Annotated in this window: 15 protein-coding genes; 8 read left to right on the forward strand and 7 right to left on the reverse strand. The window is 65.9% G+C overall.

The window, feature by feature from the left end:
* Nucleotides 1–25 precede the first annotated feature (25 nt).
* Together GOACH_RS18275 and GOACH_RS18280 are read right to left on the reverse strand one after the other, a co-directional pair.
* Nucleotides 26–673 carry a response regulator gene (locus GOACH_RS18275; protein WP_005178000.1) on the reverse strand — a complete coding sequence of 216 codons (648 nt, stop codon included), beginning with the start codon at nucleotides 671–673 and terminating at the stop codon, nucleotides 26–28.
* A complete protein-coding gene (locus GOACH_RS18280) occupies nucleotides 670–1,860 on the reverse strand; it encodes a sensor histidine kinase (RefSeq protein ID WP_005178004.1) in 1,191 nt (396 codons plus the stop codon). Before GOACH_RS18280 ends, GOACH_RS18275 begins: the two co-directional genes overlap by 4 nt.
* A gap of 124 nt (nucleotides 1,861–1,984) precedes the next feature.
* Here GOACH_RS18280 and GOACH_RS18285 point away from each other — a divergent pair, with 124 nt between their 5' ends.
* Nucleotides 1,985–2,494, forward strand: a complete 510-nt coding sequence (locus tag GOACH_RS18285) for a hypothetical protein (RefSeq protein ID WP_005178007.1) — start codon at nucleotides 1,985–1,987, stop codon at nucleotides 2,492–2,494.
* Between the two features lie 7 nt (nucleotides 2,495–2,501).
* Here the strand turns inward: GOACH_RS18285 and GOACH_RS18290 are convergent, their stop codons facing one another.
* Nucleotides 2,502–4,742: an MMPL family transporter gene (locus GOACH_RS18290; RefSeq protein ID WP_005178010.1), complete on the reverse strand. Its 2,241-nt coding sequence runs from the start codon at nucleotides 4,740–4,742 to the stop codon at nucleotides 2,502–2,504.
* A 125-nt stretch (nucleotides 4,743–4,867) separates the two neighbouring features.
* On the opposite strand from GOACH_RS18290, the gene GOACH_RS18295 reads away from it, so the two are divergent.
* Nucleotides 4,868–6,154 carry an alpha-hydroxy-acid oxidizing protein gene (locus GOACH_RS18295; protein WP_005178012.1) on the forward strand — a complete coding sequence of 429 codons (1,287 nt, stop codon included), beginning with the start codon at nucleotides 4,868–4,870 and terminating at the stop codon, nucleotides 6,152–6,154.
* Nucleotides 6,155–6,170: 16 nt separating this feature from the next.
* Here GOACH_RS18295 and GOACH_RS18300 read toward each other — a convergent pair whose 3' ends face one another.
* Entirely contained in the window at nucleotides 6,171–7,028 is an 858-nt protein-coding gene (locus GOACH_RS18300) for an oxygenase MpaB family protein (RefSeq protein ID WP_005178014.1), read from the reverse strand.
* 124 nt (nucleotides 7,029–7,152) lie between these two features.
* Between GOACH_RS18300 and GOACH_RS18305 the strand changes: the two genes are divergently transcribed.
* The 4 genes from GOACH_RS18305 to GOACH_RS18320 all read left to right on the forward strand — a co-directional run bounded on the left by GOACH_RS18305 (nucleotide 7,153) and on the right by GOACH_RS18320 (nucleotide 10,826).
* Nucleotides 7,153–7,776, forward strand: a complete 624-nt coding sequence (locus GOACH_RS18305) for a TetR/AcrR family transcriptional regulator (RefSeq protein WP_005178017.1) — start codon at nucleotides 7,153–7,155, stop codon at nucleotides 7,774–7,776.
* Between the two features lie 4 nt (nucleotides 7,777–7,780).
* On the forward strand, nucleotides 7,781–8,431 hold the full coding sequence (locus GOACH_RS18310) for a TetR/AcrR family transcriptional regulator (RefSeq protein WP_005178019.1): 651 nt from the start codon (nucleotides 7,781–7,783) through the stop codon (nucleotides 8,429–8,431).
* A gap of 161 nt (nucleotides 8,432–8,592) precedes the next feature.
* Nucleotides 8,593–9,816 (forward strand): acyl-CoA dehydrogenase family protein, encoded by a 1,224-nt coding sequence (locus GOACH_RS18315; protein ID WP_040519103.1) that lies wholly within the window; start codon nucleotides 8,593–8,595, stop codon nucleotides 9,814–9,816.
* Entirely contained in the window at nucleotides 9,813–10,826 is a 1,014-nt protein-coding gene (locus GOACH_RS18320) for a phosphotransferase family protein (protein WP_005178023.1), read from the forward strand. The genes GOACH_RS18315 and GOACH_RS18320 overlap by 4 nt, the downstream gene beginning before the upstream one ends.
* Before the next feature lie 155 nt (nucleotides 10,827–10,981).
* Here GOACH_RS18320 and GOACH_RS18325 read toward each other — a convergent pair whose 3' ends face one another.
* Nucleotides 10,982–11,749, reverse strand: a complete 768-nt coding sequence (locus GOACH_RS18325; RefSeq protein WP_040519090.1) for a histidine phosphatase family protein — start codon at nucleotides 11,747–11,749, stop codon at nucleotides 10,982–10,984.
* A 62-nt stretch (nucleotides 11,750–11,811) separates the two neighbouring features.
* On the opposite strand from GOACH_RS18325, the gene GOACH_RS18330 reads away from it, so the two are divergent.
* Entirely contained in the window at nucleotides 11,812–12,234 is a 423-nt protein-coding gene (locus GOACH_RS18330) for a VOC family protein (RefSeq protein WP_005178025.1), read from the forward strand.
* A 27-nt stretch (nucleotides 12,235–12,261) separates the two neighbouring features.
* Here GOACH_RS18330 and GOACH_RS18335 read toward each other — a convergent pair whose 3' ends face one another.
* Both GOACH_RS18335 and GOACH_RS24525 read right to left on the reverse strand, forming a co-directional pair.
* On the reverse strand, nucleotides 12,262–13,350 hold the full coding sequence (locus GOACH_RS18335; protein ID WP_040519091.1) for a sigma-70 family RNA polymerase sigma factor: 1,089 nt from the start codon (nucleotides 13,348–13,350) through the stop codon (nucleotides 12,262–12,264).
* Nucleotides 13,351–13,644: 294 nt separating this feature from the next.
* Entirely contained in the window at nucleotides 13,645–13,776 is a 132-nt protein-coding gene (locus GOACH_RS24525; RefSeq protein ID WP_281168909.1) for a hypothetical protein, read from the reverse strand.
* Between the two features lie 117 nt (nucleotides 13,777–13,893).
* On the opposite strand from GOACH_RS24525, the gene GOACH_RS18340 reads away from it, so the two are divergent.
* Complete coding sequence (locus tag GOACH_RS18340) at nucleotides 13,894–15,210, forward strand: ROK family protein (RefSeq protein ID WP_005178030.1); 1,317 nt, start codon at nucleotides 13,894–13,896, stop codon at nucleotides 15,208–15,210.
* Nucleotides 15,211–15,297 lie beyond the last annotated feature (87 nt).

The raw sequence follows: 15,297 nt of genomic DNA on the forward strand, positions 1-15,297 counted from the left end.
CGTGTTGTTTCGGCGTGACGTCGTATCAGACCAGTCTGTGCCGGTACGCATAGGACACCACGGCCGCCCGATCGCGACACCCCGTCTTGGCGAGGATGTGATTGATGTGGGTTTTGACGGTGCTCACACCGACCACCAGTCGTCGGGCGATCTGCTGGTTCGACAACCCTTCGGCGATCAGCGCGACCACCTCGGTCTCCCGGTCGGTGAGGCCGTCAGGAGTCCCGGTGGCTGATCCGGACTCGCCGCTGCGGTCCGCTGATCGGGAAAGCAGTGCGCGCATGGCCTTTTCGTCGAGAAGGGATCGGCCGGTGGCCGCGGAGACCAGCGCGGCTTCGATGGCGTCGGGGTCGGCGTCCTTGTTCAAGAAGCCGACGGCCCCGGCATCAAGTGCTTCGACGTTGGTGACGTTGTCGTCGTAGGTGGTCAGCGCGACTGCGCGAGTGGAGGATCCCGACGCGACGAGTCGTCGAATCCCCTCGATGCCACCGATTCCCGGCATCCGGAGGTCTGTGAGTAGGACGTCGGGCGACTGTTCGGCAACGAGTGCGAGTGCCTCCTCTGCCGACGCCGCGACGCCGACGACGTCGAGGGAATCGAACAGTGCGAGCATTGACCGCAGTCCCTCTCGCACGACGGTCTGGTCGTCGGCGATCACCACCCGTACCGTCATGTGTCCACCCGTCCCGTGTCCATCGGCCCGGTTTCCGAGCGTCCTGTACCCATGTGCATGCTGAGCTCGAAACCCGCTGCGGTCGAACCGTAGTGCAGCGTCCCGCCGGCTGCGGAGACCCGCTCGGCCAGACCGGTCAATCCGCGCCCACCGCTCGCGTGGCCGCGATCGACGAACCGCGTCGGATCACCGATCGATGTCACGTGCACCACGTCCTTCGTGAGCACGATACGTACCGGGGCTCCTGCGGCGTGACGCATCGAGTTGGTCAGACCCTCCATCAGCACCGACCGCGCCAGATCACGCCAGCGCGGAGCGAGATCTTCTACGTCGCCGGACACCTCGACGTCGAGGCCTGCTCCCGAACGCAGCTGTCTCAGGGTCTTGGCGAGCCACGGCGCGAGGGCTTCCGGCTGGTCGGACATCGAGTCGTCACGCAGCGACTCGACGGCGGCTCTCGCTTCGCCGAGCCCGTCACGCGCGAGTGTCGTTGCGGTACGCAGCGTGTCGGTCAGTTCCGCCGAGGACGATTCGCGCTGCGCCATCAGGGTGGCGCCCTGCAGCGTGATGATCAGGCCGGAAAGCGTGTGTGCGAGGACGTCGTGCAGTTGCGCCGAGATCTCGCGCTGCTGATCGGCGACGGCGGTTCGTGCGCGTTCCGCCGCAATGATCTCGCGCTGGCTCGCCGCGAGTTCGGCGGCCTCACGCTGGCGGCGACGGAGTTGCACGAAGACGAATACCGCAGCGGCACTTGCCATGTTGATGCAGACAGCCCAGGCGTTGTGTGTCTGCAACCACATCAACAGTCCCAGCGTGGCCACCGAGGGCAGTGCGATGAGTGCCGAGACGAGTGCCGGGGTCTGCGACATCGCCGCGGCGGCAACTCCGACGTAGGGCAGCCAGACGGTCGCACCGCCATGGAACGCGCACGCTGCGACGACCGACGCCACCATCAGCGAGGTGGCGTGCAGTGTGGAGACCTGGGTGCCCCAGCTCTGTGCGTTCCTGTCGCGCAGTACGGAACGTACCAACAGCGCCACCACGACGCAGACGGCTACCCAGCCGATCACGGCTGCCCAGAGCGGCTGTCCGCCGGTGTCGGCGACGGCCGACACGACGACCGCGGCAGCGACGATCCCGCGGATCAGCAGGCGGTCCGTCGAAACCGGATCTCGGGTTGTTGACACATCGCCACCGTAATCTCGACGTCGGTGACCTGGCGTGCCGGAGCGGTCACGATCCACCCGATCTCCACCCCGGTTCCACCCTCGGGTTGATGTGTCGCGGGCGCTGCGGGCCGATGCTCGAAGCATGAACATCGCAAGCACAGCGCTCATCGCCGTTCTCGTATTCGTCCTCATCCTGTACCGCCAGACACAGGAGCGGCCGCTCAAGGACAACTTGTTCAAGTTGCCGCTCATCATCGGGATCATCGGGGTTGTCGAGACAGTGCAGTACCTCGGCGGAGGTCACCACGTCACCGTCGGTGCGGTGGTCGCGGTTCTCGTCGGCTTCGTCGTCGCGGCGATTCTGGCCGTGCCGCGAGCCCACAGCATGCAGGTCTATCGCAATCCGGCCGGGGTGATGGTCCGCAAGGGAGGTGCGCTCACCGTCGTGCTGTGGGTCGTCGCGATCGCGGCACACGTCGGGATCAGCCTGGTGGTTCCCGCCTTCTTCGGGGACGGTCTGCAGCACGGCATGAGCGGACTCGACGGCGCGAGCATCATGATCTACCTGGCGATCAGCCTCGGCGTGCAGGCGCTCGTCACGAGCGGCAAGGTCGCAGACCATCATCGGACGCACAGCGCCATGACGCGGTGAGCGACGTTCAGCTCTGCCCCGCCGGGACGGCCTCTCGCGTCTCGGCGGGTCCGTCGTCGATCGGGATCTTGCGGATCTCGGTGCCCTCGATGTCGACGTTGGGCAGGATGCGATTGAGCCAGCGCGGGATCTTCCATGCCCAATCGCCCATCATCGCGATCACCGCGGGAACGACGGCCATCCGGATGATGAACGCGTCGAAGAAGACCGCTGCGGCCAGCGCGAAACCCATCTCCTTCGCGATGGTGTCGGGTGCGAGCATGAACGCCGAGAACACCGAGATCATGATGACTGCGGCAGACGCGACCACGCGTGCCCCGTGCTGGTAGCCGACGATCACCGAGTCCTTCGCCGACAGACCGTGCACGTACTCCTCACGCATTCGGGTCACCAGGAACACCTGGTAATCCATGGCGAGTCCGAACACGACGCCGATCAGGAAGATCGGCAGGAACGAGATGATCGGCTTCGTGTGATCGATCAGTCCGAGGTGGCCCTCCTGGAAGATCCAGACCGTCGCACCGAACGTGGCGCATACGGAGAACAGGAACCCGATGGTCGCGGTGAGCGGCACCAGCAACGAACGGAACACGATGGTCAGAATGACGAAGGCGAGACCGACCACCACGATCAGGAATGGCAGGAGCGCACTGCTGAGCTTGCTGGAGATGTCGGACATGATGGCCGTCTGGCCCCCCACGTTGACTGTCGCGCCACCGGGTTTCGACGACCCGTAGTCACGGATCTGATCCATCAGGGTGTGCGTCTCCGGGCCCGACGGGGACTTCTGAGGTGTCACCGAGATCAGCGCAGCCGTCGCTCCCTGGCGGGGATTCTGGGGGTTGCTGCCGTTGCCCACCCAGACGACCTGCTCCGGGTTGGCCATATTCGGCAGCGTCTTCACATGAGCGACAACCGCATCGGCAGCGGGTGCGATGTCGCCGCCCGACGCGTCGCTGACGACGACCAGCAGCGGACCGTTCACACCCTCACCGAAGCCGCGTTCGAGCAGTTTCGTTGCCGCGTACTCCTTGTCACCGGTGGAGTCCATGCCGAGTTGCATGTTCGACATCGGGATCGCGGCGAGACCGAGCAGCACGAGGCCCACCAGTGCGACCGGGAGCGGGAATCGAGTGATGAAGCGTGCGACCCGCAGGCCGTTCGACGGTTGGGAATCGGGCTCGTCACCGTGACGCAACCCGGGGATGCGGGGACTGAACGCGAACCTGCCGAACGCGCCGAGCAGTGCGGGGATCAAGGTGATGGCGCCGAGCACGGCGACGATGACAGCGAGGCCGGCCGAGATACCCATCTGCGTGATGAACAGGATTCCCACGACGCTCAAGGCACACACGGCGACAACGACGGTCAGACCCGCGAACACCACTGCCGACCCGGCGGTCCCCACGGCTCGGCCCGCGGCGGCTTCGCGGGACCCGCCGAGATTCAGCTCGGATCGGTAGCGGGACACGATGAACAGCGCATAGTCGATCGAGACCGCGATGCCGAGCATGGTGATGATCGTGGTGGCGCTCTGCTGGACGTCGAAGATCTTGGCGCTCAACGTGACGAGCAGCATGGTGATGCCCACGCCGAAGATGCCGGTGATGATCGGGATGAAGGCGGCCACGATGGATGCGAACGCGATGATCATGACGATGAACGCGATCACGAAGCCCAACAGCTCCGACACCCCGCCCTGTTGGAACACCTGCATGAGGGATCCGGTGCCCTCGACCTGCAACCCGTTGCCGCGGAACTCGGCGAGCAGGTTCTCGAACCGGGTCATGTCGTCGTTGGTCAGTTCGTTGGCACGGATGTCCTGCTTGATCTGGATCAGTCCGACCTTGCCGTTGTCGCCGAGGACCTTCGGTGCGATGGCGGGATTCGCCTTCGCCGCGGTCACCGGGTTGACGACGGTCTGCGGCTCGATGACCTTGGGCAGCGTGCGCGCTTTGGCGACCAGCGCGTCGATCTGGCCCATGTGGTTCTCGAGTCCGTCGTCGGCGGCGACGAGGATCGACGTCGACGACTTCAGCAACTGGTCGTTGGCGGCCGGGAAGTCTTCCTTCATGACCGACATCGCGCGATCGGAGTCGGTGCCGGGCAATTCGAAGTTGGTCGCGAATGTCGGTTTCAAGAACCCGACCAGTCCACCGAGGACGATCAGGACGACGACCCACGCGCTGATGACCATCCACTTGTGGCGAAACGCGGCGCGTCCGAGCTTGTACAACCAGATAGCCATGTGATCCCTTTGATCTCCCCGACCGGTCGCCCGCCAGAGTAGCGAGGGTCGCGCCCGGGCGTCGGCTGTGATCACGGCCATGACCGGTGGTCGGCTCCTGTGAGGCGGGTCATACGCTGAGGAGTATGCCGTCACCACTCTCCGGTCGCGCCCGTCAGAACGATATCTACTCAGCGGGAATCCACGGTCGCACACCTGTGGTGCCGACCGACTTCGACGAGCTCGAGCGTCGGGCTCGGCACAAGATGTCCGACCGCGCGTGGGCCTATATCGCAGGCGGCGCGGGTGCGGGTCGGACGATGGCCGCCAACCGCAGGGCGCTCGAGCGTCGTGTGATTGTGCCGCGCGTTCTGCGGGACGTCTCCGAACGGACGCTGGAGATCGAACTGTTCGGTGATCGACTCCCCGCGCCGGTACTGTTCGCCCCGGTCGGGGCGGGCGATCTCGTCGCGCGCGGCGCCGACCGGATGATCGGCCATGCCGCTGCAGAGTTGGGACTGCCCTACATCTTCTCCAACCAGGGCGGGGTCCCGATGGAGGAGGTGGCCGCGGAGATGGACCGCGTGCGACCCGGTGCGCCGAGGTGGTTTCAGCTCTACTGGTCCACCGACGACGACCTCGTCGACAGTCTGTTGCAGCGCGCCGAGGCCGTCGGGGCATCTGCTGTCGCCGTGACCCTCGACACGACGATGCTCGGCTGGCGTCCGCGCGATCTCAATCTCGGGTCGCTGCCGTTCGCCCGCGCGGAGGGGATAGCGCAGTACACCTCGGATCCACGCTTCGCCGACATCGTCGCTGAACGCGCCGCGCAGGGGAGTGGTGAACGCCCGGAGATCTCACCCGGCGCGTTGCGTACTCTGTTCTCCATCGCGAGGAATACACCGGGGTCGTTGCTACGCAACCTCATTCGTCCTGAACCGCGTGTCGGTGTGCAGACCTTCCTCGACATCTACTCCCGCCCGTCACTGAGTTGGACGCAGATCGAGAGTCTCCGCGAGCGCACCTCGTTGCCCATCGTGCTCAAGGGTGTGCTGCATCCCGATGATGCCCGCAGGGCCGTCGATACCGGTGTCGACGGCATCATCGTCTCCAATCACGGAGGACGTCAGGTCGACGGCTCGATCAGCTCGGTCGATGCTCTGGCAGCCGTCGCGCCGGTCGTCGACGGTCGGATCAAGGTGCTCGTCGATTCCGGAATCTACTCCGGTGCAGACGTCGTCAAGGTTCTGGCACTCGGGGCCGATGCCGTGTGCATCGGGCGACCGCACATGTACGGGCTGGCGCTCGCCGGTGCCGCCGGAGCGCGCGACGCCGTCGCCAACATCATTGCCGAACTCGATCTGACACTAGGACTCGCCGGACACACGAGCGTCGACGACCTCGATCCGGATGCGCTCGCGATCGTCGAGTGAGTGCCGGGGCGCATCGTCAGACCAGTGGCCTACCGGTGCGGATGCGGCGCCGTACGTCGGCGAGCAGTGCGTTGAACGGGAACTGCTGCAACGGTTTCGGGAGGTGACGCACCACACTGCGGACAATGGCGTTGTGCACGTCGAACACCGTCTGCTGCCACGGCGCCAGCTCGACGCCCATCTTGTCGCGAAAATCTTCCGGCAAGAACCCGATCGTCATGATGTACGACCACCAGCCGCCGAGCAGTGACACCACGGGCCCTGCGAACTCCATGCGCGCGATCGCCAGGAGGTGCTCGCGGATCGGTGGATCGATCTCGAGCGTGGAAACCGTTTCTTGCCAATAGCTTTCGAAGTCAGCACGGGTGGCGGGCCACATCTTCGCCGGCACCTGCAGGGTGGTGCCCATGACGGCGCCCGCTCGATACGTCTCCTCGGAGATGATCGACGGATCGCCGTAGATGTGTTGTACGTCCTCCCAGCCCTTGTACAGGCACGCGGCAACCCAGAGTTGCAGCACCGGGTCGAATGCGTTGTAGGCCACCGGGCTGTCGGGGGTGGAGTGCACCCTGGCGTGCGCCCGGCCGACAGCCCGCCGATACGCCTTGCGATCGGTGGGCGAGCCCAGCGCGGCGACGGCGAGGTAACTCAGCGTCGTCCTGGTGCGTTTGACCGGATGCCTGAACAGGTTGCCCGAGTCGACCCGGCTCTCGTATACCCCGTAGCCGACGGCGGGCATCGCGAGCTGCATGATCACGTTCGCGGGCCCTGCGAGAGCCGCAACACCGAGCATCGTCAGATCGGAACTGTCGATCTCGTCGCGCCTCGCGCGCTCCCGTGTCGTGTCGTCGGATCGGGTATCGGGCACGCTCATCGTTCCGACTCCTATCTGGTAACACCTGTTGCCTGATTCAACCCCCGTTCCGATCCGGATGTCAAGATGGACTGGGGACGACGAGGCTCGGCGGAAAGCCTCAGCGGTGAGAGAAGGATTCCGGGTGAGCGAAGGCCTACGCACCTACAGCGGCCTGAAGGGTGACGAGCGTGTGGCGCGCCGCCGCATCGCCCTGATGGATGCGACGCTCGAACTGCTCGGCGGTCAGCCGCCGCAGTCGGTGACGGTTCGTGGCGTGTGCGGGGCAGCGTCGCTCAATCCGCGCTATTTCTACGAGAGTTTCGAGTCGGTCGAGGCGTTGGTCTCAGCGACCTACGACCGCGTGATCGAGGAGATCTCGCGTGATGCGCTCGCCGCGTTCGCCACGGGCGATGACGGTGGCGCCAAGGTGCGTGCTGCTGTCACGGCCATCGTGTCGATCATCGATTCGGATCGTCGAAAGGGCAGACTGCTGTTCTCGCCGATGCTGACCAGCCCGGTCCTGGCCGAGAAACGACGCGATTCGACGGCCGTGTTCGCGGCGATGACGCTCGACACCACGTCCGCGGCCCTGCACACCGCGCCTGGTCCGAGGGCCATCGGTGCTGCACAGTTCCAGGTCGGAGGGCTTGGTCGGCTCCTGGCGGCGTGGCTCGACGACGAGGTACCACTGGGTCGGGACGAGGTCGTCGACCTGAGCGTCTCGCTGATGATCTCGCTGGCGCCTGCGGTGACGCGGAGGGTATAGGGATATGTTGGATGCCATGAGTAGCGGCGTCGACGATACGGAAGTGGAGGAGCAGACCGGGCGCTGGCGTGATTTCGGCGAACCCGAGTTACCCGTCCCGCTCGCTGCTGCGCTGGCGGCATTCACAGAACACGGCTACCACGGAACGTCGGTGCGTGAGATCGCCGCGCGGGCCAATCTGTCGGTTCCGGGGCTCTACCATCACTATCCGTCGAAGCAGTCGCTACTGCAGGGGCTGCTCGACAGGACGATGACCGATCTGCTGGCTCGCTCGGAGCAGGCCGTGGCTGAGGCAGGACCTGAACCGGTCGACCAGTTCGACGCCGTCGTCGAGTCGCTCCTGCGGTTCCATATGTATCGGCGTGAGCAGGCGTTTGTCGGATCGACCGAGATCCGCAGTCTCGACAGCTCGTACAAGCAGACCTACATCGGACTACGCGATCGCCAGCAGCGGATGGTCGATGAGATCGTGTTCGCGGGAGTCGAAGCCGGTGATTTCCGCACCAGCTATCCCAAGGATGCGGCGCGCGCGGTCACCACGATCTGTGTCGGTGTGTCGACCTGGTTCAAGCCCGACGGCGAGCTCGGACCGGACGAGCTGATCGCGCGCAATCTGGATCTCTCGAGAGCCACCGTCGGATACGTTGAGCGCTGACGCCCGCGTCGGGTGAGCGGTGAACGCCGTTCGTGTCGCGCGGCGGTTGACCAAAGTCGACGGTGTCTGGCACTCTGATGTGCGCCGAACGAACGCTCGGTCGGCGAGTGCGTGGCCAGGATGTCGCGTGGGACACCGACGACCCCGAGGACGGAGACCTGATGGCAGTGGAGCTGGGCTATTCACCCGAGGTGGTGGATCTCGCGACAAGGACTACGGCGTTCATCCGCGATGTCGTGTTGCCGATCGAGGATGCCAACGACGGCGACATCATGGCGGCGGGCGGCGACCAATTGCGGGTCGACCTGAATCGTCAGGCCAAGGAACTCGGAATCTTTGCGCCCCATGCGCCCGTCGAATTCGGCGGCCACGGCCTGTCGATGTCCGACCGCGTGCCGGTCTTCGAGGCTGGTGGCTATTCGACGTTCGGCCCCGCAGCTCTGCACATCGGAGCGCCCGACGAGGGCAACGTGCACATGCTGGCGCACATCGCCGATGACGAGCAGAAGCTGAAATACCTTGCACCGCTGGCAGCAGGTGACGTGCGCTCTGCCTTCGCGATGAGCGAGCCCGCGCCGGGAGCGGGCTCGGACCCCAACCAACTGCGTACCGAGGCAACCAAGGTCGACGGCGGTTGGAAGATCAACGGCGAGAAGCGATTCATCACCGGAGCCGACGGAGCAGGCTTCTACATCATCATGGCGCGGACAGCCGGAGCGCCGGGAGACCGCGGCGGCGCAACGATGTTCCTCGCACCGGGCGACACGCCGGGTATCGAGGTCACGCGTCATATCCACACCACTGACCGCGCAATGATCGGAGGTCACTGCGAAGTCCGCTTCACCGACGTCTTCGTTCCCGACTCCGACGTTCTCGGCGAGGTGGATCAGGGCTATCGCTACGCTCAGGTGCGGCTCGGCCCCGCACGCATGACGCACGTCATGCGCTGGCTCGGAGTGGCGGTGCGCTGTCACGAGGTCGCGGTCGATTACGTGGCGCACCGCAACGGATTCGGTGGGACGCTGGGCGATCTCGGCATGGTTCAACAGATGGTGGCAGACAACGAGATCGACCTCGCTGCGTCGCGTGCATTGCTGGTCAAGGCATGCCACGAACTCGATCAGGGTGGCCACGCATCGTCGGAAACCTCGATCGCCAAGACCTTTGCTGCAGAAGCGTACTCACGGATCGTCGACCGCTCGATCCAGATGTGCGGAGGGCTCGGCGTCTCCGACGACCTGCCACTCGCACGTTTACAGCGAGAACTCCGACCGTTCCGGATCTACGACGGCCCGTCCGAGGTGCACCGCTGGGCGATAGCGCGCCGGGCCATCGGACGCGCGCGCAAGAGCAGGGCCGCGACACAACAGGGAGAGGGCTCATGAGTGCCGTCGATTCGGTTCTCGAACCGCATGTGCTGCAACAGTTTCTGCTCGATCATGGAGTCGACGTCGCGGGACCGCTCGATGTCGAGCTCATCAGCGGCGGAAAGTCGAACCTCACGTTCATGGTCTCCGACGGCGTCCACCGCTGGGTTGCACGTCGGCCCCCGACGGGCGGCCTCACCCCGTCGGCACACGACATGGGACGCGAGTGGGCCGTCACCTCGGCGCTCGCGCGCACCGACGTCCCGGTTGCCGCTCCGGTGGCCTTCGACTCCGACGGCTCGGTACTCGGGGCGCCGTGCACCGTCGTCGAATTCGTCGACGGGACGGTGATCCGCACCGACGATGACCTCGCTGCCTTGTCCGACGACGAGGTGGCACGCAACGCCGACGGGCTGATCTCGACGCTCGCCGCACTGCATGCGGTGGACTACGACGAGGTGGGGCTCGGAGAGTTCGGCAGGCCGACGGGGTTCGCCGGTCGACAGGTGAAGCTCTGGGCGAGGCAGTGGTCACACGTCCGCAGCAGGGACCTGCCCGATGTCGATCGCCTCGTCGAGGCGCTCGGTGAACGGGTGCCTGAGCATGCACGCGCGACGATCGTCCACGGTGATTATCGCGTCGACAATACGATTCTCTCCTCGAGCAACCCGGGAACTGTTGCAGCAGTGGTCGATTGGGAAATGTCGACGTTGGGCGATCCGATCACCGACGTAGCCCTCATGTGCGTGTACCGCACACCGGTCTTCGATCGTGTACTCGGGTTCGACGGCGCGTGGACCAGTGCACGCTATCCGTCGGCCGACGAGATGGCACAGCAGTACGCAGCCTCGACCGGAAACGACCTCGGCGACTGGCCCTTCTACCTCGGGCTGGCGAACCTCAAACTCGGCGTGATCGCGGAGGGCATCAGCCATCGCGCCCGCGCGGGTGCGGCGTCGGAAGGCGCCGAGCACGCGGCCGAGGCCACCGGCGAGTTCATCGCCGCCGGATTGGCGGCGCTCGGCTGAACGAGCTCCACACGTGGGTTCAGTATGGCGACATGTGTGCTGCAGCAACCACATCCATCGATTCAACCCACATGTGTAGCTGCACTGGGCCTGGAACGGTCGAGAGTGCGTCGTCGCTGCCCGTCATGCATCAGCGAGTCGCGCCTGCGTTGCGTTCAGCGGAACGTCGCGACGCCGCCCTCGCGGTCGACGAGGTGGGCGTGCTCGTTGAGGGACATCACCGAGACCCCGCTGCGGCCGACGAGGAGCTTGGTCACCGACGCGTTGACCATGGTGCGGGCCATCGCGGGCCACCGGTGCGGCGGAACTCCCCAGAGTTCGGCAATCAGCTGGGTGATGGTTCCCGCCGACGACACCACGAGCACGGTTTGTCCGCTGCCCGCCAACTCTGCTGCGCGCTCGCCCGCTCCGGTCACGCGCGAACGGAACTCGGGGTAGGTCTCACCTGAGCCGGTGGGTTTCGCGGCGCCGTCGGCCTCGGCCATGCTGGTCTGGTCGATCCAATGCGCGAGCCCGGCGTCGAGACGTTGTTGGTAGGACTTCTGGTCGGCGAACTCGTCCGCGGTGGCGGCTCCGACGAGTGCCGGGAGTTCGTACTCGTTCCAGGAGGGATCGACGACCGGTTCCGGTGCCGAGTCGAGGCGGGCGAGAACGCCGGCAAGAGTTTCGGTTTGTCGGGCGAGGTCGCCACTGATCGCTGCGGTGACCCCGCCGACCTGAGCTGACAGCAGGGTTCCGGTCAGACCGGCCTGCACTCGACCGGTATCGGTGAGTCCGGGGCCGGTCGGCGCCGGGGAGGAGGCCGAGCCAACCGGATCGGCCGCAGTGGGATCTGTGGGAGTGGGGTTTTCACGAGCGGAATCGGTGACTCCGTATGCGGACGGGTTCGCTTGGCCATGGCGCACGAGGTAGATGACTCCCATGGTGGGAAGCTTATGCCTCAACGGCACGATGACTTTCGTGCGGTGAGGCAGTCCGTACCTACATGGCGCCCACGATGTTCATCTCCCTGCCCGTCGACGACGTCGGACGTTCACGCAGGTTCTTCGAGAGCATCGGTTTCCGAACCGACGAGTGGTTCTCCGATGCCGGGACAGTGTGCCTACCGATCAACAGCGGCACGATGGTGGTGCTGCTGGCCGCCGGACGGTTTGCGGGGTACTCCGCAACGGGCTGCGGACGTGGTCGTCCAGCGCCCAGGTCGCGTGAGGTGGTCCTGGCATTCTCCGCGTCATCGCGCGGCCAGGTCGACGACATGGCCGACGCCGCACTCGCCAACGGCGGAACGACGTTACGCGCTCCGGACGATCGCGGCTTCGCGTACAACCGGAGCTTCTGTGATCCCGATGGGCACGCGTGGGAGATCGTGTGGATGGACCCGGGAGCGATCCCCGAGACGGCCCGCTGAGGGGCGCTGGGGATCCTCGGCGCCGGGCTATCGGGCCCAGGGACTCGGCTCGCTGCGGGGAGGGGCGTCGTAGGGGGTTGCGGGCAGCCCGAATCGTGTGAAGACGGCCTCCATCTCGTCGCTGAAGAAGGCCACCACGTGTGACACCTTGATCGCGGGGGAGGAACCATCCGTGTCCTGGGCCGGGGCGATGTCGAGCACCTGCAGGTGGAACGGTCGGTGCGCCCCGTCGGGCTCGCGCATGTAGAGGCCGAATGCTGGTTGGCCGTTGGCGACGGTGGGAAGCAGGATCTGATCGCCCGCTTTCTCTGCCGGGCAGTTGTGGTGGATGAGCGTGCCGATCGCCGCTGGGCCCTGGTACCACCCGGTGAAGGGAGGCATCTCCCAGATGGCCTTGTCGGTGAACATCTCGGCTATGGCGTCGACGTCGTATCGCTCGAACGCGGAGACGTACCGGGCGAGCAGCTCACGCTTGGCGTCGTCGGCGATCTCCGGAGATGAATCAGGTTGTGGTGCTGCATTTTTGAGTTGTTCACGAGCACGCTGCAGCAAACTGTTGACCGTCGCGGTGGTGACGCCGATCGCGTCGGCCACCTCCGCCGCGCGCCACTGCAGCACATCGCGCAGGATCAGCACTGCCCGCTGCCGTTCAGGGAGATGCTGGAGCGCCGCGATGAACGCGAGCCGGATGGACTCCCGCGCGCCAACGACATAGGCCGGGTCGGCGTCGTCGCCCGGCGAGATCTCGTCGACGGACCCCGCGTACGGCTCGAGCCAGGGCACTTCGCCGTCGGTCTCGAGGGTGTCGGTCGGGTCGAATGCATCGCCACCGAGACCAGAGGGCAGCGGTCTGCGCTGCTTGCTCTGCAGCGCGGTCAAGCACGTGTTGGTCGCGATCTTGTGCAGCCACGTCCGCACCGATGCGCGGCCGTCGAACTTGTCGTAGGCGCGCCACGCCCGGAGGTAGGTGTCCTGCGTGAGATCTTCCGCGTCGTGATGCGAGCCCATCATGCGATAGCAGTGGGCCAGGATCTCGCGGCGCAACGGCTCGGTGGCCGCGTGGAAATCGGCATCGCTGGTGGTCGACGGCGCAGCGGCGGGTGTCTGCGGAGACATGTGACCCAGGCTACGACAGGGTGCCGACATCCCCCGGGGGCTTTCCGGTCGATCATGTCGATCGGCGGAGGGGACGGAGACTTTTGCGCGCGGTGCGTATAACCCGCGACGCCGTGCGATGCGCCGCCTATCGTCGCCGGTGAACGCCTCTGCCGAAGCCGAGAAGTGGTCTATGACCTGCGGCGGGAGACCTGTAGGGGAGTTGCGGGCCGCGCCGATCAGTTGCTAGCTTCGTGCACATGACGAGCGAGCACGACCGCGCCCTGGCGCAGATCTCAGAGGTGACCTACGTGATCACCGCTCTGGGTTGTCGTCTGCCGTTCGCCCGTGTGCTGTGTTGCCGTCGAATGCGTTGATCCCGAGTTCTTCTTCCTCCAGAACCCTCCCGCATTCCACCGCGAATCCTCCGGTCGTCGTCGACCTCATGCCGTGAACCCCTGATCGTCGGCTCCCGGGCCTGAAGTTTGTTCACGTAGCAGCGACGCGAACGCCACGGATTCGCCTGCCGCGACACCGGCAGTTCGATACCTAGGACACACACTCATGACCGTAACCGTTGATCAGCCCATCCGCACCGCTACGCTTTCCTCACCGGTCCGACGGCCGGCCACTCGTTCGCTCCCGCGTCGACCGGCGGCTCGACCGACGCCCATACCGGGACTCGAACCACGTGGTGTCAGGAGAGGGGGGCGGCCCATTCAGATCGCGACACCGCGCCTCGAGCTCTCCGACAAACCCGCTGCGCTCGTACTGCGTACCGCCCGACTGTCGGGCCCGATCTTCCGCGACGACGCCGCAGAGGCGACCGGGCTGTCGATCTCGACCGTCAACCGACAGGTGGGCGCGCTCCTCAAGGCCGGACTGCTGCGTGAGCGCGCCGACCTCGCTCCCGCAGGTGCCATCGGTCGTCCGCGGCTGCCGTTCGAGATCAACGTCACCGACTTCCTGACGCTCGGCATCCACATCGGATACAAGGTCACCTCGATCACCACTCACGACCTGCTGCATCGCGTCGTGGGTGCGATCCAGATCCCGACACCGATCGCCGAGACCCCCGAGCAGACGCTGACCGCCATCGGCGACAGCGCACGTCGATTCGTCGGCCGCTGGTCCAACCGTCGCGTGCTGTGGGCCGGCGTCGCAATCGGTGGACGCGTCGCGCCCGGCGGCTTCGTCGATCACCCGCGGCTGGGATGGTCGGAGGCACCGGTCGGCACTGTCATCGCCGAGGCCGTCGGGCTGCCCGTGTCGGTGGCGTCGCACGTCGAGGCCATGGCGGCTGCAGAGCTCGTCGTCAACCCGAGCGACAAGCGGTCGAGCTTCCTCTACTTCTATGCACGCGAGATGGTCGGGATCGCCTTCAGTGTCGACGGCGCCGTGCACACGCCGACCGCGGGGCCTCCGGTGATCGGGCACTTCCCGACCGGGGCCACGACCCTGCTCGACCCGCAGCACACCGGGCGCCTGGAGCCGACAGCCAGTGACACCGGGGTCGTCGAGGCGGCTGTCGCACTCGGACTCGACGTCGACGACATCGAGGGTGTGCATGCGCTCGCCCGCAGCGGCGACGCCACCGCTCGTGCGCTGCTCGAGGAACGTGCGACGGTCCTCGGACGCGCAGTGGCGCTGATGGCCGACATCTTCAACCCCGACCACATCATCCTCGGCGGGCAGGCCTTCACCGATAACCCGTCGACGCTGCCACTGGTTGCCGCTGCGATCCGGGAGACCTCGGTCTCGCCGAAACGCGATGTGCGCGTGTCGCATTCCGGTGTCACGGTCCAGCAGCAGGCGGCTGGAGCGGTCTCGCTCGACGCCGTCTACAGCGATCCGCTGGAGGCCCTTGCCGCGACGGCCTGAGCACAACCCGAGTGCCGACCGCAGAAACACGTGTTCCTGACACATGCGAGCGAGATTTCGCGTGCGGGTGTCAGAGACACGTGTTTC

Origin of the sequence: Gordonia aichiensis NBRC 108223 (assembly GCF_000332975.1) — a bacterium.
GTDB classification, from domain to species: domain Bacteria; phylum Actinomycetota; class Actinomycetes; order Mycobacteriales; family Mycobacteriaceae; genus Gordonia; species Gordonia aichiensis.

Excerpts from the sequence above, each read along its gene's own strand:
- GOACH_RS18285 (WP_005178007.1), top strand. The coding sequence starts at position 1,985 with ATGAACATCGCAAGCACAGCGCTCATCGCCGTTCTCGTATTCGTCCTC.
- GOACH_RS18320 (WP_005178023.1), top strand. The coding sequence starts at position 9,813 with ATGAGTGCCGTCGATTCGGTTCTCGAACCGCATGTGCTGCAACAGTTT.
- GOACH_RS18335 (WP_040519091.1), bottom strand. The coding sequence starts at position 13,350 with ATGTCTCCGCAGACACCCGCCGCTGCGCCGTCGACCACCAGCGATGCC.
- GOACH_RS24525 (WP_281168909.1), bottom strand. The coding sequence starts at position 13,776 with ATGAGGTCGACGACGACCGGAGGATTCGCGGTGGAATGCGGGAGGGTT.
- GOACH_RS18340 (WP_005178030.1), top strand. The coding sequence starts at position 13,894 with ATGACCGTAACCGTTGATCAGCCCATCCGCACCGCTACGCTTTCCTCA.
- GOACH_RS18330 (WP_005178025.1), top strand. The coding sequence starts at position 11,812 with ATGGCGCCCACGATGTTCATCTCCCTGCCCGTCGACGACGTCGGACGT.
- GOACH_RS18290 (WP_005178010.1), bottom strand. The coding sequence starts at position 4,742 with ATGGCTATCTGGTTGTACAAGCTCGGACGCGCCGCGTTTCGCCACAAG.
- GOACH_RS18315 (WP_040519103.1), top strand. The coding sequence starts at position 8,593 with ATGGCAGTGGAGCTGGGCTATTCACCCGAGGTGGTGGATCTCGCGACA.
- GOACH_RS18310 (WP_005178019.1), top strand. The coding sequence starts at position 7,781 with ATGTTGGATGCCATGAGTAGCGGCGTCGACGATACGGAAGTGGAGGAG.
- GOACH_RS18300 (WP_005178014.1), bottom strand. The coding sequence starts at position 7,028 with ATGAGCGTGCCCGATACCCGATCCGACGACACGACACGGGAGCGCGCG.
- GOACH_RS18295 (WP_005178012.1), top strand. The coding sequence starts at position 4,868 with ATGCCGTCACCACTCTCCGGTCGCGCCCGTCAGAACGATATCTACTCA.
- GOACH_RS18325 (WP_040519090.1), bottom strand. The coding sequence starts at position 11,749 with ATGGGAGTCATCTACCTCGTGCGCCATGGCCAAGCGAACCCGTCCGCA.
- GOACH_RS18275 (WP_005178000.1), bottom strand. The coding sequence starts at position 673 with ATGACGGTACGGGTGGTGATCGCCGACGACCAGACCGTCGTGCGAGAG.